The sequence below is a fragment of the Nocardia sp. GCM10030253 genome, from assembly GCF_042675075.1.
In the GTDB taxonomy this organism is placed as follows: Bacteria; Actinomycetota; Actinomycetes; order Mycobacteriales; family Mycobacteriaceae; genus Nocardia.
Genome location: NZ_JBHTDL010000005.1, coordinates 329565 through 352453, shown reverse-complemented (window position 1 = coordinate 352453; position 22889 = coordinate 329565). Strand labels below are relative to the sequence as shown.

The 22889-nt window shown below is 66.7% G+C and carries 21 protein-coding genes; 16 read left to right on the top strand and 5 right to left on the bottom strand.

The annotated features are described in order from the left end of the window. Positions 1-283 precede the first annotated feature (283 nt). Positions 284-934, bottom strand: a complete 651-nt coding sequence (gene kstR / locus ACFQZZ_RS10005; protein WP_378677226.1) for a cholesterol catabolism transcriptional regulator KstR — start codon at positions 932-934, stop codon at positions 284-286. Positions 935-1082: 148 nt separating this feature from the next. Between kstR and ACFQZZ_RS10000 the strand changes: the two genes are divergently transcribed. Genes ACFQZZ_RS10000 through ACFQZZ_RS09975 form a run of 6 tightly spaced genes read left to right on the top strand, consistent with a single transcriptional unit; the run spans position 1083 to position 8130 of the window. After that, a complete protein-coding gene (locus ACFQZZ_RS10000; protein WP_378677223.1) occupies positions 1083-3311 on the top strand; it encodes an acyl-CoA dehydrogenase family protein in 2229 nt (742 codons plus the stop codon). Between the two features lie 25 nt (positions 3312-3336). Next, positions 3337-4437, top strand: a complete 1101-nt coding sequence (locus ACFQZZ_RS09995) for an acyl-CoA dehydrogenase family protein (RefSeq protein ID WP_378677220.1) — start codon at positions 3337-3339, stop codon at positions 4435-4437. Beyond that, positions 4422-5582, top strand: a complete 1161-nt coding sequence (locus ACFQZZ_RS09990; protein ID WP_378677218.1) for an acyl-CoA dehydrogenase family protein — start codon at positions 4422-4424, stop codon at positions 5580-5582. Before ACFQZZ_RS09995 ends, ACFQZZ_RS09990 begins: the two co-directional genes overlap by 16 nt. A 22-nt stretch (positions 5583-5604) precedes the next feature. Further along, a complete protein-coding gene (locus ACFQZZ_RS09985) occupies positions 5605-6549 on the top strand; it encodes a bifunctional MaoC family dehydratase N-terminal/OB-fold nucleic acid binding domain-containing protein (RefSeq protein ID WP_378677215.1) in 945 nt (314 codons plus the stop codon). Then, entirely contained in the window at positions 6546-6965 is a 420-nt protein-coding gene (locus ACFQZZ_RS09980) for a MaoC family dehydratase (RefSeq protein ID WP_378677213.1), read from the top strand. Before ACFQZZ_RS09985 ends, ACFQZZ_RS09980 begins: the two co-directional genes overlap by 4 nt. Further along, a complete protein-coding gene (locus tag ACFQZZ_RS09975; protein ID WP_378677210.1) occupies positions 6958-8130 on the top strand; it encodes a lipid-transfer protein in 1173 nt (390 codons plus the stop codon). Before ACFQZZ_RS09980 ends, ACFQZZ_RS09975 begins: the two co-directional genes overlap by 8 nt. 91 nt (positions 8131-8221) lie before the next feature. Here ACFQZZ_RS09975 and ACFQZZ_RS09970 read toward each other — a convergent pair whose 3' ends face one another. Next, positions 8222-9382 (bottom strand): agmatine deiminase family protein, encoded by a 1161-nt coding sequence (locus ACFQZZ_RS09970; protein ID WP_378677208.1) that lies wholly within the window; start codon positions 9380-9382, stop codon positions 8222-8224. A gap of 74 nt (positions 9383-9456) precedes the next feature. On the opposite strand from ACFQZZ_RS09970, the gene ACFQZZ_RS09965 reads away from it, so the two are divergent. After that, positions 9457-10032 carry a TetR/AcrR family transcriptional regulator gene (locus ACFQZZ_RS09965; RefSeq protein ID WP_378677205.1) on the top strand — a complete coding sequence of 192 codons (576 nt, stop codon included), beginning with the start codon at positions 9457-9459 and terminating at the stop codon, positions 10030-10032. A 55-nt stretch (positions 10033-10087) separates the two neighbouring features. Further along, positions 10088-10528 (top strand): NUDIX domain-containing protein, encoded by a 441-nt coding sequence (locus ACFQZZ_RS09960; RefSeq protein ID WP_378677202.1) that lies wholly within the window; start codon positions 10088-10090, stop codon positions 10526-10528. 62 nt (positions 10529-10590) lie between these two features. Here the strand turns inward: ACFQZZ_RS09960 and ACFQZZ_RS09955 are convergent, their stop codons facing one another. Then, complete coding sequence (locus tag ACFQZZ_RS09955) at positions 10591-11214, bottom strand: TetR/AcrR family transcriptional regulator (RefSeq protein WP_378677200.1); 624 nt, start codon at positions 11212-11214, stop codon at positions 10591-10593. A gap of 64 nt (positions 11215-11278) precedes the next feature. Between ACFQZZ_RS09955 and zapE the strand changes: the two genes are divergently transcribed. The 6 genes from zapE (at position 11279) to ACFQZZ_RS09925 (ending at position 17500) form a co-directional block, all read left to right on the top strand. Continuing rightward, positions 11279-12442, top strand: a complete 1164-nt coding sequence (gene zapE / locus ACFQZZ_RS09950; protein WP_378677198.1) for a cell division protein ZapE — start codon at positions 11279-11281, stop codon at positions 12440-12442. Positions 12443-13249: 807 nt separating this feature from the next. Beyond that, positions 13250-14197, top strand: a complete 948-nt coding sequence (locus ACFQZZ_RS09945; RefSeq protein ID WP_378677195.1) for a DUF4129 domain-containing protein — start codon at positions 13250-13252, stop codon at positions 14195-14197. 5 nt (positions 14198-14202) lie between these two features. Continuing rightward, positions 14203-14697: a hypothetical protein gene (locus ACFQZZ_RS09940; RefSeq protein WP_378678327.1), complete on the top strand. Its 495-nt coding sequence runs from the start codon at positions 14203-14205 to the stop codon at positions 14695-14697. 114 nt (positions 14698-14811) lie between these two features. Beyond that, positions 14812-15774: an AAA family ATPase gene (locus ACFQZZ_RS09935; protein ID WP_378677192.1), complete on the top strand. Its 963-nt coding sequence runs from the start codon at positions 14812-14814 to the stop codon at positions 15772-15774. Next, positions 15771-17045, top strand: a complete 1275-nt coding sequence (locus tag ACFQZZ_RS09930; protein WP_378677189.1) for a DUF58 domain-containing protein — start codon at positions 15771-15773, stop codon at positions 17043-17045. The genes ACFQZZ_RS09935 and ACFQZZ_RS09930 overlap by 4 nt, the downstream gene beginning before the upstream one ends. Then, positions 17042-17500: a hypothetical protein gene (locus tag ACFQZZ_RS09925; RefSeq protein ID WP_378677187.1), complete on the top strand. Its 459-nt coding sequence runs from the start codon at positions 17042-17044 to the stop codon at positions 17498-17500. The genes ACFQZZ_RS09930 and ACFQZZ_RS09925 overlap by 4 nt, the downstream gene beginning before the upstream one ends. Here ACFQZZ_RS09925 and ACFQZZ_RS09920 read toward each other — a convergent pair whose 3' ends face one another. After that, entirely contained in the window at positions 17501-18367 is an 867-nt protein-coding gene (locus tag ACFQZZ_RS09920) for a MaoC/PaaZ C-terminal domain-containing protein (protein ID WP_378677185.1), read from the bottom strand. Between the two features lie 204 nt (positions 18368-18571). Continuing rightward, positions 18572-20293: a 3-oxosteroid 1-dehydrogenase gene (gene kstD / locus ACFQZZ_RS09915; RefSeq protein WP_378677183.1), complete on the bottom strand. Its 1722-nt coding sequence runs from the start codon at positions 20291-20293 to the stop codon at positions 18572-18574. A gap of 105 nt (positions 20294-20398) precedes the next feature. Here kstD and ACFQZZ_RS09910 point away from each other — a divergent pair, with 105 nt between their 5' ends. Beyond that, entirely contained in the window at positions 20399-22099 is a 1701-nt protein-coding gene (locus ACFQZZ_RS09910; protein ID WP_378677180.1) for an FAD-binding protein, read from the top strand. 1 nt (position 22100) lies between these two features. After that, positions 22101-22886: a 2-keto-4-pentenoate hydratase gene (locus tag ACFQZZ_RS09905; RefSeq protein WP_378677178.1), complete on the top strand. Its 786-nt coding sequence runs from the start codon at positions 22101-22103 to the stop codon at positions 22884-22886. The last annotated feature ends 3 nt before the right edge of the window (positions 22887-22889 follow it).

The window sequence follows — 22889 nt, the reverse complement described above, 5'->3', positions numbered from 1 at the left end:
TCCAACCTAGTGATCGGAGGAGTTTTTTCGGGGGCGCGGTGAACAATACTGTGTTTAATTTGCCGCACATACGCGCGCCGGTATGCGTGCGCATGATTGCGTCCGTGTCCATCGGCCATCTACTGGATCTGCCCAGCTGGCGCGCTCTTACACAACGCCAGCGTGGGCCGTCTCACTGTGTCCGCCGCCCGCGCTCGTGCTCTCGGTGGTGGTAAGTCCGCGTAACGGATTTGCCTGGCATGAACTGGATCCGCGCGCGGGCGCGCGCGGGCGAGTCCACCGCCTAGCTGCGGCTTTCGCCGAGCAGGAGATCCACCGTCAATTCCAGGCGCTCGGTGACATCGGTCGCCGATGCGCGGCGGGTGAGCCAGGCCACCAGATTCGACAGCCACACGTCGCTGATAACCCGCGCTATCGCCAGCTGGCGCTCGGTCGGCTCGCCATCGTTCATGGCGCGCGCGAACACCCGGTCCATCACCTTGCCGACCCGGTCGACCTCGGCGGCCGCCGACGCGTCGGCGAACATGAATGCTCTGGTCATCGCCTCGGTGAGCAGCGGATCGCGCTGCATCATTCTGGTGATCTGGGTGAGCAGCAGGTGCATGCGTTCGCGCGGCGACTGTCCGGCAAGAGGCTTGCGCTTGCCCTCGATCTGCTCGAATTCGCGCGAGAGCGCCGAGACGAGCAGATGCACCTTGGACGGGAAATACCGATACAGCGTGCCGACCGCGACATCGGCACGTTCGGCCACCGCGCGCATCTGCACTGCGTCGTATCCGCCCTTGGAGGCCAGCGCCAGGGTCGCGTCCAGAATTCGTTTCCGGCGTTCCCGCTGTGCGGCCGAACTCAGCTCGTCCTCGCTGAGCGTGGTGACCGTCGCGGTAGGCGGTGCCGTGCTCGAGTCGGCAGGCTGGGATCGGGAGGGACTGGCCATTGATGAGAGCCCTTTCCGGAAACGTCGTTTCGTTAGCTTTGCGTGCGCTTTCGATCTGCAAGGCGAGGTCGTCTCTTGACTTCCGCCCAGCTAGGATATTAGAACATGTTCTAGGTGTGGGAGTCACGCCGGAAAGGCGGTACGGAGTGTGACCATCGCCACCACTGACGAGCATAAAGCCGTTCAGGAGTCGATGCATGGATGGGCTGGATCGGTCCGTCCAATTGCAACAATGCGCGACGACGCCACAAACTTCTGGCGCGCGTACTGGCCCGCGCTCGCAGACCTCGGGATCTTCCGGGTCGCGGTCGCCGAGGATGCGGGCGGCGCGGGTGGATCGGTCGCCGACCTCGCCGTTCTGGTCGAACAGGCGGCACACGATCTGGTCGGTGGACCGGTGCTGGCAACGGCATTGGCGAATCTGGTCACCGCGGGCGCCATCGATGAGGACGTGCCGTGCGGAGTCGCGCTCGACTTCCTTGTCGAATCCGGAGTGAGCGTACCGGCAGCGTCCGGTGAGCTGTTGCTCACCGGTGTCTGGGATTCGGTACTCGGTGCCGCATCGGAAACCGCGGTGCTGCTATCGGTGCACACCCCGAATGGGCAGCGCTGGTGCCTGATTCCAGCGGATGCCGAAGGTCTGCGAGTCGAACCACTGCCGCCGTTGGATCCGAGTACGCCGCTGGCCAGGGTGCACTGCGCCGAGGTGCGGGTGCCGGCCGCGCGAATGTTCCAGTCGCCGTACCCGGTCGAGGATCTCGTGGTGGTGCTTGTCACCGCCGAGCTCGCCGGGCTGGCCGGCTGGTGCCTGGAGACCGCGGTCGAATACGCCAAGGTGCGTGAGCAATTCGGGCGTCGGATCGGGTCTTTCCAAGCGGTCAAACACATGTGCGCCTGGATGCTCTGCCGCGCCGAGCTGATCCGTGCCGTCGCGGCCGATGCCGCTGCCGCGGTCGACGAAGGCGGCGCCGAGCTGTCCATCGCGGCCGCGATCGCCGCGGCCATTTCCCTGGATGCCGCGGTCGAGACCGCGAAGGACTGCATCCAGGTGCTCGGCGGCATCGGATTCACCTGGGAGCACGACGCGCACTTCTATCTGCGCCGAGCGGTGGCCCTGCGGCAATTGCTCGGCGGTTCCGCGCGTTGGCGGGCCAGGGTGACCGAGCTGACCCGCGCCGGACGCCGCCGAACCACCGGAGCGGACCGGGTTTTCGCCGCGGCGCGAGCGACGGACCCGGAGGAGGTAGCGGAGCGTGACCGCGAAGGGTCCCGCGAACGCCGCCAATCGAACACTGCCGACGGTGTCGCCGTCGACGACACCAGTGCGAACGAACTGGCCGCCGAGGTGGCCGCGATCGCGGCGCTGCCCGCCGAGCAGCGCCGCGATGCCATGGTCGAAGCCGGGCTTGTCATGCCGCACTGGCCCGCGCCGTACGGCCGTGGCGCGGATCCGATGACGGGTCTGGTGATTTCGGAAGAACTGCGCCGTGCGGGGCTGGAATCCCCGGATCTGGCGATCGGTGGCTGGGCGGTGCCCACCCTGCTGCAACACGGAACCCCGGAGCAGATCGAACGATTCGCCTGGCCGACACTGCGCGGCGAGGTCGTCTGGTGTCAGCTGTTCAGCGAACCGGGGGCCGGTTCGGATCTGGCCGCGCTGCGCACCACCGCCAAGAAGGTCGACGGCGGCTGGGTGCTGCGTGGCCAGAAGGTGTGGACGTCGTTGGGCGACAAGGCGAACTGGGGTATCTGCCTGGCCCGCACCGACGCCGAACTGCCCAAGCACCGTGGTATCAGCTACTTCGTTGTCGATATGCGCAGCTCGGGGCTCGAGGTACGCCCGCTTGTGCAGATCACCGGTGAGGCGCGCTTCAGCGAGGTGTTCCTCGACGATGTCTTCGTGCCTGACGACTGTGTGGTCGGCGCGCTGAACAACGGCTGGAAGATCGCCCGCTCGACCCTGTCGACCGAGCGGGTCGCCATGGGCGGCAATGGAATCGGGCCTGTGCTCGAGGAGCTCATCGCCAAACTGCCCGCGACCGGCCCCGGCGCGGAGCTGCTGAACGATCGGCTCGGCGGGTTCGTATCCGATGCGATCGCTGGATTGTTGCTGGAGCAACGCGCAGCAGTGCGGATGCTGGCGGGCGGTGATCCGGGCGCGCAGAGCAGTGTGCGCAAGCTCGTCGGTGTCCGCCATCGCCAGGCGGTTGCCGAATTCGCCGTGGAAACGGCAGGTCCTATCGGTGCGCAGGACTCGGAAGTGGTAAAAGAGTTCCTGCTCACACGCTGTTTGTCGATCGCAGGAGGGACCGAGCAGATTCTGTTGACCGTGGCTGGTGAGCGGATCCTCGGACTACCCCGCGACACGGACAGCTAGTCGACTAGTCAACTGGGAGAAAAGCGTGGACTTCACCAGGGACGAGGGCCAGGACGCCGTGGCCGAGGTCGTCGTGAGTTTGCTGGAACATGAACCGGCACGTGATATCGAGCTGTGGCCGAAGCTCGTCGACAGCGGCTTGCTGTCGGTCGCGTTGCCGGAGCGTTTCGGCGGTGACGGCATGGGCCTGCCGGAAGTGGCGGTGCTGCTGACCGAGTTGGCCACCGAAGCGGTGGCGGTGCCCGCCGTGTCGACGCTCGGCTTCGGGCTGCTGCCGCTCTTGGCGATGCTGCCCGACAGCGTTGCCGAGCGGGTATTCCCCGAGGTAGCGAAGGGTGCCGTGTTAACGGCGGCGTTGAGCGAGCCTGCCAACCCGTTCGTGGTCAAGCCGGAAACGACCGCTAGCGTCTGCTTGCAGGGCGCTCGAAACGGCACAGCGGTTTCCGAAGGTGATTCGGTGCGAATTACCGGCCACAAGGTCGCCGTGCCCTACGCCGAGCAGGCGCGCTGGCTGCTGATTCCCACAAATTCCGGTATCGCGCTCGTCGAATCGGATGCCGAGGGACTCACGCTGACGCCGTCACCGGTATCCGGCGGAATACCCGAATGCAGCGTGCGGCTCGATCAGGTCGAGATTCCGGCCGAGCGGTTGCTGCCCGGCGGCATCGCGGAGCTGCATCGATTCGCGGTCGCCGCGATCGGCTCCGTCGCGGACGGGCTGCTGAAGGGCGCCCTCGCATTGACCGCCGAGCATGTGCGTACACGCAGGCAATTCAACAGGCCGCTTGCCGAATTCCAGGCGGTGGCACAGCAGATCGCCGATGTGTATGTCGTCTCGCGCACCCTGCACGCCGCCGCCGTATCGGCGAACTGGGCGCTGGCTCAGGACGATGCCGGCACCGCGCACCAGGAGCGGATCGACGACGATCTCGATGTCCTGGCCTACACCGTGGCGTCGGAACTACCCGCCGCCATGCAGAAGTGCCATCACCTGCACGGCGGGCTCGGAGTGGATATCACCCACCCGATGCATCGCTACTACTCACAGGCCAAGGACATCGCCCGCTGGCTCGGTGGCGAATCGTTCCGACTCGATCGATTGGGGGCAAGATGTTCATCGACCTGACCGAGGAACAGCGCCTGCTGCGCGCCGAATTGCGTGCGTACTTCGCCGATCTCGTGACTCCCGAAGAGGAGGCCGAGATGGCGGTGAACCGGCACGGCGACGCCTATCGCGCGGTCGTCCGCCGGATGGGCCGCGACGGGAGGCTGGGCGTCGGCTGGCCGAAGGAGTACGGCGGCCAGGGCTTCGGGCCGATGGAACAGCAGATCTTCTTCAACGAAGCGGTGCGCGCCGATGTGCCGCTGCCGCTTGTCACGCTGCTGACGGTCGGACCGACGTTGCAGCAGTTCGGCACCGACGAGCAGAAGCAGCAGTTCCTGCCGGGAATCCTTTCCGGTGATATCCATTTCGCGATCGGCTACTCCGAACCCGAGGCGGGCACCGATCTCGCGTCGCTGCGCACCAGCGCCGTTCGCGACGAGTCCGGTGACTGGATCATCAACGGACAGAAGATCTTCACCACCGGCGCACACGAGGCCGACTACGTCTGGCTGGCCTGCCGCACCGGATCGGTCGAGTCGCGCCACCGCGGCATCACGATCCTGATCGTGGACACCAAGGATCCCGGCTACTCCTGGACTCCGATCATCACCTGTGACGGCGCGCACCACACCAACGCCACCTACTTCGACAATGTCCGGGTTCCGGCGAACATGGTGGTCGGCGAGGAAAATCGAGGCTGGCGGCTGATCACCACCCAGCTCAATCACGAGCGGGTCAGCCTCGGTCCCTCCGGCAAGATCGAGCAGCTCTACGACAAGGTGCACGACTGGGCGCAGCCGCGCGGCGTGCTCGCCGAGGCCGACGTGCGCCGCTCGCTCGGCCGCATCCACGCCATGGTCCGGCTGAACGAACTGCTGAACTGGCAGGTAGCCGCGACCGTCGACGGTGACCAGTCCACCGTCATCGCCGATGCGTCGGCCACCAAGGTGTTCTCCACCGAATCACTGCAGGAAGCGGGCCGGTTGGCGGAGGAAATCATCGGCCGTTACGGCGATCCGGCCGATCCGGCCACCGCCGAACTGCTGATCTGGCTGGATCGCAGAACCAAGCAGAACCTGGTGGTGACCTTCGGCGGCGGCGTCAATGAAGTGATGCGCGAGCTGGTTGCCTCGTCTGGGCTGCAACTGCCGCGAGTACCGAGATAGTGAACAACCAAAGGAGCCGCGCGTGCCGGAAACCCTGACCCCGGAAGCGATCACCGCCGCCGCCGAGCACATTATCGCGGCGGGGGACTGCGCGCCCCGTCCCGGGCGGGACCCGGTGAACCAGTCGATGATCAACAACTGGGTGGAGGCGCTGGGAGATTCGAATCCCATCTACGTCGACGAGGCGGCTGCCATCGCCGCGGGCCACCCCGGCATCGTGGCGCCGCCGGCGATGGCGCAGGTGTGGACCATGTTCGGGCTCAAGGGTTCTCGACCTGCCGATGATCCGATGGCACAGGTCACCGACTTGCTCGACAGTGCGGGCTACACCTCGGTGGTCGCCACCGACTGCCAGCAGACCTACCACCGGTATCTGAATGTCGGTGAGCAGCTGACCGTCACCAGCAGACTGGACGACATCCGCGGCCCGAAGCGGACCGCACTGGGGGAGGGCTGGTTCGTCACCTTCCAGACCAGCTGGCAGGTGGGCGACGAGGTCGTCGCCGAGATGCTTTTCCGCCTATTGAAGTTCGTGCCAGGCACCGCTGCCGCACCCGCACCGAAAGAGCCCGCCGGAGACCGCGTCAAACCCCTGGTTTCCTGGGACACCGAATTCTTCTGGGCCGGAACCACAGCGGGCGAGCTACGAATCCAGCAGCTGCCGGACGGCACGCTGCGGCATCCGCCGATCCCGGCGATCTGGAAAGACAAGTCCGAACAGACCGACTACGTGGTCGCCTCGGGACGCGGCGAAGTATTCAGCTACGTCGTCCATCACGCGCCGAAGGTGCCTGGTCGGCAACTGCCGTTCGTCGTCGCACTGGTCGAATTGGAGGAAGGCGTGCGCATGCTCGGTGAACTGCGCGGCATCGACCCCGCGCAGGTGCGGGTCGGGCTGCCGGTCGAGGTGGAGTTCGACAAGCTCGACGACGAGGTCGTGCTGCCGGTCTGGCGGGTGACGGCATGACCGCCACCGTCGAACCCGCCGCCGCACAGGTGGGCACCGTGCTGCCGGAGTTGGTCATCACCGCTGATCCGACCTTCGTGATCAGCACCGCCCTGGCCACCAGGGATTTTCAGGATGTGCACCACGACAGGGACAAGGCGGTGGCCCGCGGTTCCAAGGACATCTTCGTCAACATCCTCACCGACACCGGGTTGGTGCAGCGCTTCGTCACCGACTGGGCCGGACCGCGCGCCATCGTGAAATCGATCGCGCTGCGGCTCGGTGTGCCGCTGTATGCCGGTGACACGCTGACCCTTTCCGGCACGGTGACCGAGGTCTCCGGCGACGACATCCATATCGACGTCGTCGGCCGCGACAGCCTCGGTGACCACATCACGGCGAAAGCCGTTATCGCCTATCGGAGTTCGAATGACTGAGCTTTCCGGCCGCGCCGCCATCGTCGGCATCGGAGCCACCGACTTCTCCAAGGACTCCGGGCGCAGTGAACTCCGGCTGGCCGCGGAGGCGGTCACCGCCGCGCTGGCCGATGCGGGCTTGACCCCGGCCGACGTCGACGGCCTGACCACGTTCACCATGGATACCAACACCCAGGCCGCGGTCGCCCGCGCCGTGGGGATCCCGCAGCTGAAGTTCTTCAGTCACATCGGTTATGGCGGCGGCGCGGCATGCGCCACCGTCCAGCAGGCGGCGATGGCGGTCGCCACCGGCGTTGCCGATGTGGTGGTCGCCTATCGGGCGTTCAACGAGCGTTCGGTGTCGCGCTTCGGCCAGTTCTCCACGGCCCTCGCCACCGCGCCGACCTCCTCGGGTATCGACGCGGGCTGGTCGTATCCGCAGGGTCTCGGCACGCCCGCCGCGCAGGTGGCCATGGTCGCCCGCCGCTACATGCATGTCTATGGCGCGACGAGCGAGGATTTCGGTCGGGTGGCAGTCGCGGACCGCAAGCACGCCGCGGTGAACCCGAACGCTTTCTTCTACGGCAAGCCGATCACGCTGGAAGACCACCAGAATTCGCGCTGGATCGCCGAACCGCTGCACCTGCTCGATTGCTGTCAGGAGTCCGACGGCGGTGTCGCGATCGTCGTCACCAGCGCCGAACGCGCGCGCGACCTGCCACAGCGTCCCGCCGTAATCGCCGCCGCCGCACAGGGTTCCGGCGCCGACCAATACGTCATGACCAGCTACTACCGCGACGCTATGACGGGTCTCCCCGAAATGGGTCTGGTCGGCGAGCAGCTCTGGGCGCAGAGCGGACTACAGCCCGACGACATGCAGGCCGCCATCCTCTACGACCACTTCACCCCGTTCGTCCTCATGCAGTTGGAGGAGCTCGGTTTCTGTGGGCGCGGCGAGGCACGGGATTTCATCGCCGACGGTGCCATCGAAATGGGCGGCCGCCTTCCGCTGAATACGCACGGCGGCCAGCTCGGTGAGGCGTATATCCACGGCATGAACGGCATTGCCGAGGCCGTCCGCCAAATCCGTGGCACCTCCGTCAACCCGGTCCAAGACCTGCGGAACATCCTGGTCACCGCGGGAACCGGCGTGCCGACCTCGGGCCTGGTGCTCAGCGCCAACTGACTCCGATCCCGGCGTAGGCCGGGATTGCATGGCCGTCGCCGGGTGGCGGGAAGGTGTCTGCCGCTGTCCCGGCGTCGAGCCCGGCTCGCGATCAAGCGGCCGGTCGGCCCGGCTGGTCGTGGGTGGCGCAGTGGATGCCGCCGCCGCCCGCGGCGATGTCGTCGATCGGTATCGCAACAACGTCGCGGCCGGGGAAGTGGTCGCGCAGAATGCCCTCGGCGCGGTCGTCGGCGCGCTTGTCGCCGAATTCGGGGAGGAATACCGCACCGTTGCCGATGTAGAAGTTCGCATAGCTGGATACGAACTCGTCGCCCTCGCCGGTGATTCGGCCGGGGTCGGGCTCGGGTAGGTCGATGACCTCGAGTCGGCGACCGCGCGCGTCGGTGGACTCGGCGAGGACGGCCCGCGCCTGATCCGCCGAGCGGGACCAGGAGTCGGCGGGTGCGCCGGGAAAGGGGTTGTTCAGCAGGACGATTCCAGGTGCGACATAGCGGACGAGGCAGTCGATGTGGGCGTCGGTGACATCCTCGCCGCGGACACCCGCGAACCAGATCACCTTTTCGATGCCGAGGGCCTGCTTCAGCTCGGCCTCGAGCTGATCGCGGCTCTTGCCCGGGTTGCGGTTGTCGTTGACGATCGAGCTCTCGGTGACCAACAGGGTGCCATCACCGTCGGTTTCCAACGCGCCGCCTTCGGAGACCAAAGGGGCCTGCTCGCGTGTTATCCCGAACTGCGGCAGAAGGTTTCGGCCGATGTTTCCGTCATTGTCGCGAACCTGCTTGTTGCCCCAGCCATTGAAGTTGAGGTCGACGCCGACGACTTCGCCCGACTGCTCGACGAAAACCGGCACGGTGTCGCGGGCCCAGAGGTCGTCCACCGCAAGCGAAATGACCTCGACACCGGAGCCGCACGCCCGCTGGGCCGCGTCTCGCTGATCGGCCCTGGCCAGCATCACGACGTATTCGTAGTCCGCGATGGCCGCCGCCAACTCCGCGATGTTCTCGCGGACGCCGCCGAGGTACGGACCCCAGACGGACTCGAGCGCCGGCCATGCCATGAAGGTGCGTGCGTGACTGTCCCACTCGGCACCGAATCGGCGGCCAGAGCTCGACGGATCGGTCGAAGCCGGGGTGGCTCCTCGGCGGGAAGTGGGCGCTGCGCTGTCGGACGGGTCGGCTGATCCGCATGCCGAGACGCCGGCGGCGAGCATGCCGGTCGCGGCGATGGCGCTCAAAGCAGTGCGGCGGGACACGTGGTTCTCCATGGCGTCGGCTCCGATTCAATTCCTGACTAAAATTTCAGTCAGGATCACGGTAGCATCGGATCATGTCTCGTCGCGATCACATCCTGGAATCCGCGGCCCGGGTAGTCGCACAGCGCGGTATCCGAGGCCTGCGGGTGGAGGAGCTTGCCGAAGCGGCCGGCGTCTCGACCTCGCTGATCTACTACCACTTCCGGGACCGGGCGGGATTGCTCAGCCAGACCGTGGACTTCATCAGCAATCGGGCCGAGCGATACACCGAGCCGTCGATTGATGCGGTGGGCGATCCGCTCGGTCACCTCGAGGAGGTGCTGCTCCTGGAATTGCAGGACACCCCGCTGATCGTGGAGAACAGCACCGCGTGGGGCGAATCCCGCGCGACCGCTGTCTTCCAGCCGGAACTGCGTGACCAGCTTCGCGCCGCCACCGCACGCTGGAACGACTATCTGAGCGAGGTCATTCGTGGCGCGCAGCGCGCAGGACGTGTCCCGTCAGTGGTATCGCCCGAGGACGCTGCCGAGCGCCTCACCGTCCTTGTCGAAGGCCTCAGCATGCGCTGGCTGAGCGGCTCGATGGACCTGGACCGCGCCCACGCCCTGTTGCGTGGCGCGATTCCACTCGAACTCGGTATCGGATCCTGAGCATCGGGCCGGTCTGCGTAAGTTGGAGCGGCACCACTGCCTTATGAGGAGTCCTATGACCGACCGGCACGTTGTCGACGTTCATGTCCTGCTCATCCGCGCCGATCAGCTGTTGCTCAGCAAGCGGCGCAGCGACGACGAGTTCGACGGGCTCTGGCATCTGCCCGCGGGCAAGCTCGAAGCGGGTGAGTCCGTGGCTGCCGCCGCGGTGCGTGAGGCGCACGAGGAGATCGGCATCGTCATTGATCCGGCGGATCTGCGTCTCTTTCATACCGCCCACGTGATCAGCTCCGGACGCGAAGCCCGCCTCGGGCTGTTCTTCGAGGTGGCGCGCTGGACCGGCGACCCGACCAATCGCGAGCCGGACAAGTCCTACGAACTTCGCTGGTTTGCACTCGATGCCTTGCCCGAGGACTCGATCATCCGCTATCCGCTCGCCGGAATCCGCGCCTTTTCCACCGGCAGCACCTACAGCGAACGCGGCTGGCATCGGTGACCGTCGTTCCGGTGAATGGCCTACTCGGGATACCAGGGATCAGGTGCGCCGATTGCGTCGTATCAAGGCCGAGCGAGGTAAGGCGATAGCAGTGCGGTGAGCTGGTCGACGCTTTCGGGTGTCCCCGCGGGTAGACGAGTGCGGGCTCCTGCGAAGCGGTCGAAGACGGCACCCTCGATGACCGCGATGAAGTTCGCGGCAGCTGCATCGGGGGAAGGAAAGTCCATGGCTTGGAAGAGGTTTCGGGCGCGGTCGACCGAGAAGAGGCTTTGCACCAGCCTGGTGTGCAGGTCCGGATCGGCCAGCAGGTCGATGATCAGTGCATGCCGGACGATCAAGTGATGGCGACGCTGCGCCAGTAGCCCGTCGAGCCAGGTCGCGATGGCGCGGGCGACGTCGCTCGAATCAAGCGGTGCTGCCGCTGTCCGCTCCGCGGCGGGATCGAGATCGTTGAGCTGTGCGTCGGCGAAGTGCGCGGCGCGGAAGTCCGCGCGGGAGCGGCTGGTGATTCGGTCCGCGATGGCTTCGATGAGTGCGCGTTTGGTGCGGAAGTAGTACGAGGCCGAGCCGGTAGGGAGGTCGAGCACGGTATCGATGGCGCGGTGGGTGAGTGCCCGGATGCCTTTGGTGGCAATCAGATCGATCGCGGCGTCGACGATCAGCGAGCGACGGTCGGCTGTGGACATCGTCACCTTTCCTGGCGGGCGCATTTCCTGATCCTCTACAACTGTAGAGGATCAGGAGGATGTCATGGGTATCGGTGCAATCGAATTGGATGTTGACCAGGTGCGGGTGGCCGCCCGGCTCGGTGAACTCGTCGACCGGCGCGGCCGCCCGGTCAAGCGCCATCGCGGCATCTATCTGCACGGCAGGCCGGGGCGCGGCAAGACGATGCTCATGGACCGGTTCTTCACCAGCGTCACATCGAATCGCAAGCGGCGCTTCCATTTCCACAGCTTCTTCGCTCAATTACACACGGCCCTAGCGGCATCCGGATCCATCGATCGCGCCATCGACGCCCTGCTCGGTGACGCCGAGTTGGTGTGCTTCGACGAATTCCACGTGCACGACATCGGTGACGCGATGCTGATCGCCCGAACGCTGGACACGCTGTTCGCCCGCCGCATCATGCTGGTGGCGACCTCGAACTACCCGCCGCAGGACCTGCTCCCCAATCCGCTGTTCCACGACCGCTTTCTGCCGACCATCGCCCGCATCATCGCCAACCTGGACGTCCTCTCGGTCGACGGCCCTCTCGACTACCGCACCCGCACCTCGCACAGTGGCGCACCAACCGGCTTCGTAGCGGGCCGATACCTGCTACGCCCCGAACGATCGACGCGGCCGCAGGAGCCGAACCTCGTGCCGGGCCTGAACTCCGAGTCGGACCTGGACAGTGATGTCGAATCGGGCCTGCCGTATCGGGCGGCCACGTCCGACGAGTCGAGCGTTTCGTCCGACTCGTCCGGCCTAGCTGCCGCGCCAGCCGGTGGCGCCGAGTTGACCGTCGGCACTCAGCACGTCCACGCACGAGCTGTCGACGGCGTGTCGATCGTCATCGACTTCGCCGCCCTGTGCGGAACCCCGACCTCGTCCGCCGACTATGTCGAACTGGCCCAACACTTTTCGAACTGGACCCTCTGCAATGTGCCACGTCTGCGCGATGTGCCACTCGACTGGGCGATGCGCCTGGTGAACCTGGTCGACGTGCTGTACGACGCAGACCTCCAGCTCACCATATCGGCCCAAGCGCCACTGGCAGATCTGGTCGCCGACGTCCCCCTCTCGGACCTTTCGCGAACAGCCAGCCGGTTGACCGAGCTAGCACAGCCTGACCCGACCCCGTCGCCGCACGACCCGCCACCAGCACGAGCGCAAAGACCGCTATCGACCGCAGGCGCGGCAGCCGCCTAGCGAGTTCACCACCGGGCACCCCATGTCAGCACCGGACACCCCGTGTACTGGGTGCTCGGTTCGAAGTAAGTGTGTCCGCTCTGCTGATCGGATACAGCGGTTCCCCGCGACTCGGGTGGCCCGCATGCCGGGCACCTGTGTAGCGGGTGTTCGGTTCGTAGTGGGTGTGTCTGGTGGTGCTGATCGGGTACGGCACGGGGCGTTTTGTGGCGGGAGGGTGTGCGTTGGTTTGTGGTGGCACTCGCATGACAGCGTGTGCCAGCCATTTCTCTGTGATGTCGGTTCTCGAGACCGGACCACAGCCGGTTGACCGGGCTGGAACCTGACATCGCGTACCTGACTGCGGGAGGTAAGTCGGGTACGGCACTCGACGTGCCCAGCACTGCCCGGTAAACCCTTGGTAGGCACAGCTCCTCGGACGGGCTGCCACGGTTTGTCACCCACCCGACGTGCCCAGCGCTGCCTCTGTGAACCCCGGGTCGGCACAGCTCCTCGGACAGGCCGGCCACGGTGGTCACCCACCCGGCGGGCACTGTCCGATCGACCGGAACCTGGTCACCACCACCTCAACCGCGACGCCGATTGACGCCTTACACGCCGAGGATGTCCAGCTGCGTCACAAGATTCGCCCGCATCCTTTGTGATGGGGTCTGATCAGGGCTGATAGGACCTGCTCACCAAGCCGGAGCCGTGGTGTCGCGAGATAAAGAGAAGCCAGTCCTAAGTATTCGATTCGCTCCCGAGCCGACCGCTCGGCATGTAACTATGTGGCTGTTTTGTGCAGTACTCAGATGTGGCGGTAACGAAGTGGCCGGGGCGCGAGCGCCGATATTGCGCGTGATCGTGCTGATCACGCTGGTTGCGTTTGCCGCGATCGCGTTACGCGGACACATCCCGGGAGCGAGCGGCCCCGCACAGCCCCGATCTATTCCGTCGGCGCTCGCGGTGGCGTTGATGCCGGTGCTGCTTACCGTCTCGGTCGTCATTCTGATCGCCGGGGTAATCGCGAGTCAGCATCGGCTGCCTTTGGCCATGCCGGTGTCCGATCGCGTCGTGGAACGCCGATCCGGGCGTCTCGGCAGGCTTGGGCTGCTGGTGCTGGCCGTGCTTGCGGGTCTTTCGCTGGTGGTCGCGGCGGCATCCGCGGTCTTCTTCGTCGGCTTTCGCCGCGAAGGCGGTGCCGATCGGCCGCCGCCCCCCACCGGATCCGCCGAACCGACCGAACAGGTCGTCGTCACCTCGCCACCGGATCCGTCCGGACCGTCCGCCCAGCTGACCGGCACCGAGCTGCTGCTGGCGACGGTCGCGGCCATCGTGCTGGTCGCCGTGGCCATTATCGGCCTGGTGGTGATCGCGGTGATAGTCCGGCGCAAGCCGGTTCCGGGGCCCGCGTCCACGGCAGCGGCCACGCCGAAGGTTGTCGGTTCACTGGCCAGGGCCGCCGAAATGGGCCTCGCCGCGATGAACGCGCCAGGCCAGGACCCACGCACCGCGATCATCGCCTGCTACGTTGCCATGGAACACGGCCTGTCCTTCGATCGCGCGGCCGCACCATTGGCCTCGGACACCCCGATGGAGGTGCTGGCGCGCGCCTTCGAACGCGGCGCGCTGCACGACGCGTCCGCACGGGAACTGGTCGCGCTGTTCGAGGAGGCCAGGTTCAGTCCACACTCGATGCTCGAGTGGCAGCGGATGCGGGCCGAACAATTGCTGCGCATTGTGCTTGCCGATCTGCAAGGTGAGGTGCCGGTGTGAATCGCATGGGAATCGCGATCGGTGCGGTGGCCGTCGTCGTACTGATCGAGCTCATTACTTTCGGCAAGGCCCGCGGCGCGATGCTGATCCTCGCCGGAATTCCGGTGGCGCTCGCGCTCACGCAGCTGATCTGGTCGCTGCGCGCCCGGTCGGCGCCGAGCCAGGACACCGACACCGACACCGACGAAATCCAGAACGGCCCTGCGGAGATGCTGCACAACTGGCATGCCAGGGCGGAGATGCTTGCCGACCGCGCGGACGGGACCAGGGCCGAGTGGGATCGGCACCTGCGTCCGTTGCTGGCCAAGGAGTTCGAGTTGTCCACCGGCCTGCGGGTCGCAAAGAACCGCAGAGCGACCGAGGCTGCGGGGATGCTGCAGTTCGGCCCGGAGCTGTGGCGCTGGGTGGATCCGGCGAACTCGTCACTGCGCGATCAGACGACTCGCGCACCGGGGCGGGCGGTGCTGGATGAAATCCTGCGGCGCCTTCAGAGAATGTAATGCCGGGCATGAGAGGTCAGGCCCGGAGGAGCGTGCGTAACCGTGTAGGGCCCCGATCGTGCCCAATCGAACGTGGTCTAAGGAGAATGGGTTGAGGCAAGTGCGGGAAGACAAATGACGATGCCGATGGACGCGACCGTCCAGCGCAGCGAGGCGGTGCTTCGGGAGTTGTCCCGGGTCATCGTCGGCAAGCGGGATGAGTTGCAGCTGATCATGATCGCCGTGTTGTCCGGCGGTCATGTCCTGATCGAGGACCTACCCGGCCTCGGCAAAACACTCATCGCCAGATCCTTCGCCGCCGCGTTCGGGCTGGAATTCACCCGCGTGCAGTTCACGCCGGACCTGCTGCCCGCGGATCTGCTCGGGTCCACCATCTACGACATGGCCTCGGGGCGGTTCAATTTCCGGCGCGGGCCGGTGTTCACGAATCTGCTGCTGGCCGACGAGATCAACCGGACCCCGCCGAAGACGCAGGCGGCGCTGCTGGAGGCCATGGCCGAGGGGCAGGTCAGCATAGATGGCGAAACCTATCTGCTGCCACAGCCTTTCGTCGTGCTCGCGACCGACAACCCGATCGAATACGAGGGCACCTATCCGCTGCCGGAGGCGCAGCTGGACCGGTTCGCGATCCAGCTGCGGCTCGGCTATCTCTCCGAGCACGACGAGACCCAGATGATCCGCCGCCGGCTGGAGCGTGGCTCGACCCCGCCGACGGTGGGCCAGGTGGTAGACGCGAACGGGCTGCTGGAAATGCGTCAGTCGGTCGAGTTCGTCACGGTGCATCCCGACGTCGTCAGCTACGTGGTCGCGCTCGCGGCCGCAACGCGCGGGCATCCACAGGTGGAGGTGGGCGCGAGCCCGCGTGCCGAATTGGACCTGGTGCAGATGTCGCGCGCACGAGCCTTACTGCTCGGCCGGGACTACGTGATTCCCGAAGACGTGAAAGCGCTGGCGATTCCGGCGATGTCGCACCGCATCACGCTGCGCCCGGAGATGTGGGTGCGCCGGATCCGCGGCGAGGACGTCATCGGCGAGCTATTGCGCCGCCTTCCGGTACCGCGCGCTTCGGTGACATGACACATCGCGACGCGAGCACGATCATCGAGGCCGAATTACAGTGGCGGCCAGCGCCATTGGTGTTCATGCTCGCGGCGTGCGCGGCCTTGGCATTGCTGCTCGCGGTGGTGCTGGGCCGATGGCAGCTCGTCGTCTTCGCCGCACCGCTGCTTGGTGTGCTCGCCACCGCGCCGTGGCAACAGTCGCGGACCAGAATTCAGGTCGACGGCGGCGGGACCCTGCGGTGCTTCGAGACGGAGGAGGTCGTGCTCACCATCGCCGCCTTCGTCGAATCCGGCCATGCGCTGCTGCGCTGCAAGCCGGAACCGGTGGAAAGACTCGGGATCGAAGTCGAGGAGGCGAGTGATTCCGGGACGGCTCCCGCCGGGCTGCGGATGGCGTTGACGGCCGACCGTTGGGGTCGGTATCCGCTGTCGGTGCGGATTTCCGCGCTGAGCCCGGCGGGACTGTCGGTGGCCACCGCGGTGCTGCCCGCAGGTCAGCTGTTCGTCTATCCGATCACCGACCCGCAGCGAATGCGGTTACCACGCATCGAGCTTCCTGAACGACTCGGCATTCACCTGACCCGCAAACACGGTCCCGGCGTGGAGTACGCCGACATTCGCGCCTATGCCCCTGGTGACCAGCTGCGGATTGTGAACTGGCCGGTGAGCGCACGGCGCGGCAGGCTGTATGTCACCGAGCGCCTGACGAACCGTTCCGCGGATGTGGTTGTGCTCGTGGATACTTCGCAGCAGGCACCGGGGCCTGCGACCGAATCCTTGGAGCTGTCGGTGCGCGGCGCGGCGCAGGTGGTGCAGTCGACATTGCAGGCGGGTGATCGCACCGCGGTCGTCTGCCTCGGTCAGTCCCCGCGCTGGCTGCGGCCGGATATCGGGCGCCGCCAGTTCTATCGGATCGTCGACACAGTGCTCGATGTCGGCGACGAGCATATCCCGACCACCGGCACGCTGGCGCCGCACGGGGCAGTGCCACCCGGCGCCATCATCGTCGCCTTCTCCACCCTGCTGGACACCCAATTCGCGCTGGCATTGATCGATCTGCGCAAACGCGGGCACGTCGTGGTCGTCGTGGATGTCCTGCGCGGCACCCCCTTCTACGATCACCTCGATCCGACGCTGGCCAGAATGTGGCAGCTGGAGCGCACCTCGATGTACCGGGACATGGGCACCGTCGGCGTGGACATCGTGGCGTGGCCCGACGGTGTGCGGCTCGATGAAGTCATGCGCCTGATCCCGGAGCACCGGCGCACCGTTCGGGTGCGCCGATGATCCGTTTCCTCGCCGTCCTGTCCGGTGCGCTGCTGGTGGCATCGGTAACCCTGATGACGCCGTGGGCAGGCATCCCGGCCTTGATCCTGGTCGCCGCGGGCTGGTGGTTCCGGCTCGCGGCCGTCGCGGCGGTGCTGCTGGCGATCGGTGTGCTCGCCGTCGCAGACACCGGCGTACTCGCCGCCGCCGCAACGGGATTGGTTGCCACCACCTACCTGTTGAACGCCGCGACCGTGTCCGCGCCGGTCGGGGTGGTCCCGACGACCGTGCCGTCGGCGGTCGGAGCCGTCGGATTCGCGGCGGCAGCCGTCGGTGCGGCGCTGCTGCCGCTGCGCCTGGCCTGGGCACCGATAGCGGCGCCGATCCTGGTGATCGTGCTGTACACCTTGATAATCCAGGGCCTCGCCGCTCGACGCGGCCGTTCCGACGACGGATCCGCCGCGGCCGCGGGCTGATCAGACGGGCAGGAACCGCAGGGTGACGTCGCTGAGTACGGGGGCATCGTCGCGTTCGACCACGGTGGCCGCGATGGTCAGCTCATCGCCTTCGCGCCAGATCCGGGTGCGAATGGTCTCACCGGGGTAGAGCACTCCGGCGAAGCGCGCGCGGAATCCGGCGACCCGGCTCGCGTCCGAGTCGAGCACGGTATCGGTTGCGGTCTTGCAGACGATCCCGTAGGTGCACAGGCCGTGCAGGATCGGGTTGGGGAAGCCGGCGGCGCGGGCGAATTCGGGGTCCGAATGCAGCGGGTTGCGGTCGCCGGACATCCGGTACAGCAGCGCCTGCTGCGGCAGTGTCGGTGTGGTGACCTCGAAATCCGGTGCGCGATCGGGCAGCACGGACTTGGTGCTCGGGCCGCGTTCGCCGCCGAAGCCGCCCTCACCCTTGGCGAAGATGGACGAGCGTGCGGTCCACAACGGCGCGCCGTCGGAACCGGTGACGGTCTGCTCCTGCACGACAACGGAGGCGGAGCCCTTGTCCCACAGTTCCGTGATCCGCCCGGTGCTCGTCGCCTTGCCCTCGGCCGGAATCGGACGGTGCACCTCGACCTCCTGATGTCCGTGCACCACCTTCGCCAGATCGATGTCGATGCCTGGGAACTGCACCTTCGGCGGCTCGGTGTCGTGCAGCGTGGCCGCAACGGTCGCGAACGTCGGCAGCACCTGCGGGGTGCGGTCGCCGAGGTAGCGCAGCTCGGCGGGGTCGGTCCAGCGGGTGCCCGCACCCAGCCCGAGCTGGTAGAGCTGCACGTCGGACGGCGACCACGCGAACTCGCGGCTCGGAAGCTCCGCGCCGAGTGCGATTTTCGGGTCGATGGGCATCGAGTTCTCCTTGTGAGTGCTTGTGGACAGCGTCCGCTGTCCGATGCAGGCGGCCTTCGGTCGGCCGCGTCCTTGCCGGGTCGATCCGAGGCGACCTCCGGTCCGTCGCTCGCGGTGACGGTGGCCTCGGATCGATCCTGCGGCGTCCACGTCGGACCGAGCAAGGGGGCGTCCGCTCCATGGGACGGGCACCGCGTCGATCGCTTACGCCTCGGCGGCGGACTTGGTCGACAGCTTCTTCCGCTCGACGATATCCAGCACCGCCAGGTATCCGAAGGTGATCGCGGGGCCGATAGTGGCGCCGGGGCCCGCGTAGGTGTGGCCCATCACCGGGGCGCTGGAGTTGCCGGAGGCGTACAGGCCCTCGATGACGCTCTCGTCTTCCCGCAGCACGCGGCCCGCGGTATCGGTGACCAGGCCGCCCTTGGTGCCGAGGTCGCCGGGCACGATCTTGGCCGCGTAGTACGGGCCTTGCACCAGCCCGGCCAGGCAGGGGTTGGGCTTCACGGTCGGATCGCCGTAGTACCGGTCGTAATGGCTGTCGCCGCGGCCGAAGTCCTCGTCCTTGCCGATCTCGGCGAAGGTATTGAACCGGGCGACGGACGCGGCGAGGTTGTCCGCGGGCACGCCGATCTCGGCCGCCAACTCCTCGAGGGTGTCGGCCTTGACGATGTTGCCGTTTTCCATCCAGCGGGACGGAAACCGCAGACCAGGCTGCAATCCGGCGAAGATGTACCGGTTCCGGTAGCGCTGGTCGAACACCAGCCACGAGGGGATGTTCTCGCCGGGACCGTCACCCTGCCCGTATTCGCCGCCGTACATGGTGTGCACAGCCTCGACGTAAGGAGCGGACTCATTACCGAATCGCTTGCCGTCGGCGTTGACCATGATGGTGCCGGGCAGATTGCGCTCGGCCAGTGCGAACCACGGTCTACCGCCCTTGAAGACGGTCGGCCCCCACCAGGCGTCCTCCATGAAGCCGACGGCGCCGCCCGCCTCCATGCCCGCGATGATGCCGTCGCCGGTGTTGGCGGCCGCACCGGTGGTCCACTCGGTGGTGATGGGCTGACGCTGGTACTTGGTGCGCATCTCGGCGTTGTGCTCGAAACCGCCACTGCCGAGGACAACGCCATAGCGCGCGGTAAAGGTCACGGGCTCGCCGTCCTGGACCGCCTCGACCCCGGTGACCACGCCGTTGTCCACCAGAAGCTTGGTCATCGGAGTGTTCAGCAGCAGCGGCACATTCGCGTCCATGAGCCCCTTACGCAGCGCGGCGATGATGGCCTGACCCATCACCATCAGATGCTTGCGGGTGAACTTGGCCCAGTAGGTGCGCGCGCCGACCCGCAGGGCCCGCATGATGCCCTTCGGATGGCGGCGGATCAGGTTCAGGCGGACGAAGTCGGCCTGCGTGACCGCGACGTTCAGCGGCGCCTTCGCGTACGGCGGCTCCAGCTTGAACCGCTCCTCGCCGAGGATCATGGCGTTGAACGGCTTGGGCTCGCACGAGCGACCCTCGCCCCGGCCACCAGGAGCCTCCGGGTAGTAGTCGGAGTAGCCGGGCACCCAGTTCATCCGCAGCGGGGAGTGATCGAGCAGGAAGTCGAAGGCTTCCGCGCCGCGGTCGATGTAGGTATCGATCCGCTCCTTCGGCACCACGTCGCCGATGATGCTGTGCAGGTAGGTGCGCGCGTCCTCGCGGTCGTCGGGTCGCCCGGACGCCAGCAGCGCTTTGTTGCCCGGGATCCACACGCCACCACCGGAGCGGGCCGTCGATCCGCCGTAGTGCGCGGCCTTCTCAATGATCACCGCGCTCAGCCCGTTGTGCGCGGCGGCGAGGGCGGCGGTCATCCCGGCGGCGCCGCTGCCGACCACCACCACGTCGTAGCTGTGTGGTTCGTTAACCCGATCAGTCATGTAGAACACGTTATAGAATGGGGGCGCCGTTGGTCTATGTTGTGTGGCAGAAGACGCGCTCGGCGTTCCATTCGTCGAGAAAACTTGTTTCAGTTTCTGACCGGAGTGATGTACATGGGCAGTATCGTGTCGAGCGACCTGCAAGCAGTCGCAAGCGGCGAATGGGACCTTGCCGCCGATGTGGTCGTCGTCGGATACGGCGCAGCGGGTGCGGCGGCCGCGCTGGAAGCGACGGACGCGGGTGCGCAGGTGCTGGTGCTGGAGCGGTTTGCGGGCGGCGGCGCCTCGGCGCTGTCGGGCGGCATCATCTACGCGGGCGGCGGCACATCGGTGCAGCAAGAGGCGGGTGTCAGCGATACGCCGGAGCAGATGCTCGCCTATCTCGAGCGTGAGGTCGGCACCGCCGTCACACCCGAGACGCTGCGCCGCTTCGTGGACGAGAGCCCCGCGATGATCGAGTGGCTGAAGGGCCACGGCGTGCCGTTCGAGGCGTCGCTGTGTCCGTATAAGACCTCGTATCCGAACGACAGCTACTACCTCTACTACTCCGGCAGCGAAGTCTCCGGTTACGGCCGCGAGGTCGCGACGCCCGCGCAGCGCGGGCACCGGGTCAAGGGCAAGGGCACCTCCGGTAAGAAGCTGACCGGGCCGCTGGCCGCCTCCGCGTCCCAGCGCGGTGTGCGGGTGGAAACCCTCACGCAGGTAACCCGATTGATCGTCGACGGCAACGGCTCCGTGATCGGCGTCGAGTGCCGCACCCTGCGCGATGCCCCCGGCCGGGTCAGAGACCGCTACACCCGAATGGCGAAAATCGCGGCCAAGCCGGGCATTTACTATCCGCCGTTGCGCAAGGCGCTGGACCGGCGGCTGGCCGAGCTGGATCGCCGCTACAGCAAGACGATTCGGATCCAGGCACGTCGTGGCGTGGTGCTCAGCGCCGGCGGCTTCATCGCCAATCGCACCATGCTGCAGGAGTACGGGCCGCAGTATCGCGGCGGGCTTCCGCTCGGCACCACCGGTGACGACGGCAGCGGCATCCGGATGGCGCAGCAGGTCGGCGCGGCCACCGACCGGATGGGCAATGTCTCGGCATGGCGATTCATCTTGCCGCCCAGCGCATTTACCGGTGCCGTGCTGGTGGACGCGGATGGCCGCCGGGTGATCGACGAAACCCGTTATGGTGCGGCGGTCGGCCACGCGCTGATCACCGAGCATGCGGGCAAGGGCTGGCTGCTGGCCGACGACGCCCTGATGCGCACCGCCATCGCCCAGATTACGAAGCAGTCGGCCTGGTTCCAGCGGGGGCAGTTCGAGGCGATGCGGCGGACCGCGGTGCGGGGCGAAACCCTCGACGCGGTCGCCGCGAAGGCCGGGATCGACGCGGCCGGGCTGCGCGCGACCGTGGCCGCGCACAATGCCGCTATCGAGAACGGCACGCCCGACCCGGTCGGCAAACCGGCAGAATTCACCAAATCGGTAGGCGCGGGACCATTTTGGTTGTTGGATGTCGGCATAAAGCCGAGCCTCGTCAACCCATGCCCGATGCTCACCCTCGGTGGCGTTGTCGTCGACGAAACCACCGGAGCGGTGAAAACGACTGCTGGAGATGACATTCCCGGCCTGTTCGCGGCGGGCCGGACGGCGGTCGGGATCTGCTCGGATTCCTATGTCAGCGGACTGTCGCTGGCCGACTGCGTCTTCTCGGGGCGTCGTGCCGGCCGGTCCGCGGCAGGCGCACCGGCCGAAGTTCTCTCCAGGGCAGCTGTCTCCGATACGACCACAGCGCTCGATTCGACAACAGCGGAAGGAAATTAGCGTGCTGTCCGATGCGGTACGAACCGAACTGGCCGATGAACTCGACCTCGCCGAGCGCGATCGAGTGGCCATCGACCCACTGGTCGCCCGGCATCCCGACATCGATGTCGTCGACGCCTACGAGATCCAGCTGATCAATATTCGGCGCAAGCTCGACAGCGGCGCCCGCGTGGTCGGGCATAAGGTCGGGCTGTCGTCGTTGGCGATGCAGCAGATGATGGGCGTCGACGAACCCGACTATGGCCACCTACTCGCGGACATGGAGGTCTACGAGGACGTTCCGGTCGAGGCGTCGCGTTATCTTTTCCCACGGGTCGAGGTGGAGGTCGGCTTCGTGCTCGGCGCCGACCTGCCAGGGGCGGATTGCACCGAGGCCGATGTGCTTGCCGCGACGGTCGCCTACGCCCCCTCCATCGAGTTGATCGATTCGCGCATCAAGGACTGGAAGATCGGGCTCACCGACACCATCTCCGACAATGCCTCCTCGGCGGGCTTCGTGCTCGGCGCCGCGCGGGTTGCGCCGAAAGACCTGAATATCAAGGCCATCGACGCGGTGCTCACCCGCAACGGCGAGGTGGTCGCCGAGGGCCGCAGCGACGCGGTGCTGGGTGATCCAGTAATAGCGGTGGCCTGGCTGGCTCGCAAGGTGGCCAGTTTCGGAGTGCGATTGAAGGCAGGCGACATCGTGCTGCCCGGCTCGTGCACCCGCGCCATCGATGCCCATCCGGGCGACTCTTTCCACGCCGAGTTCGCTGGACTCGGTTCCGTTCGTCTGCAATTCACGTAGGAG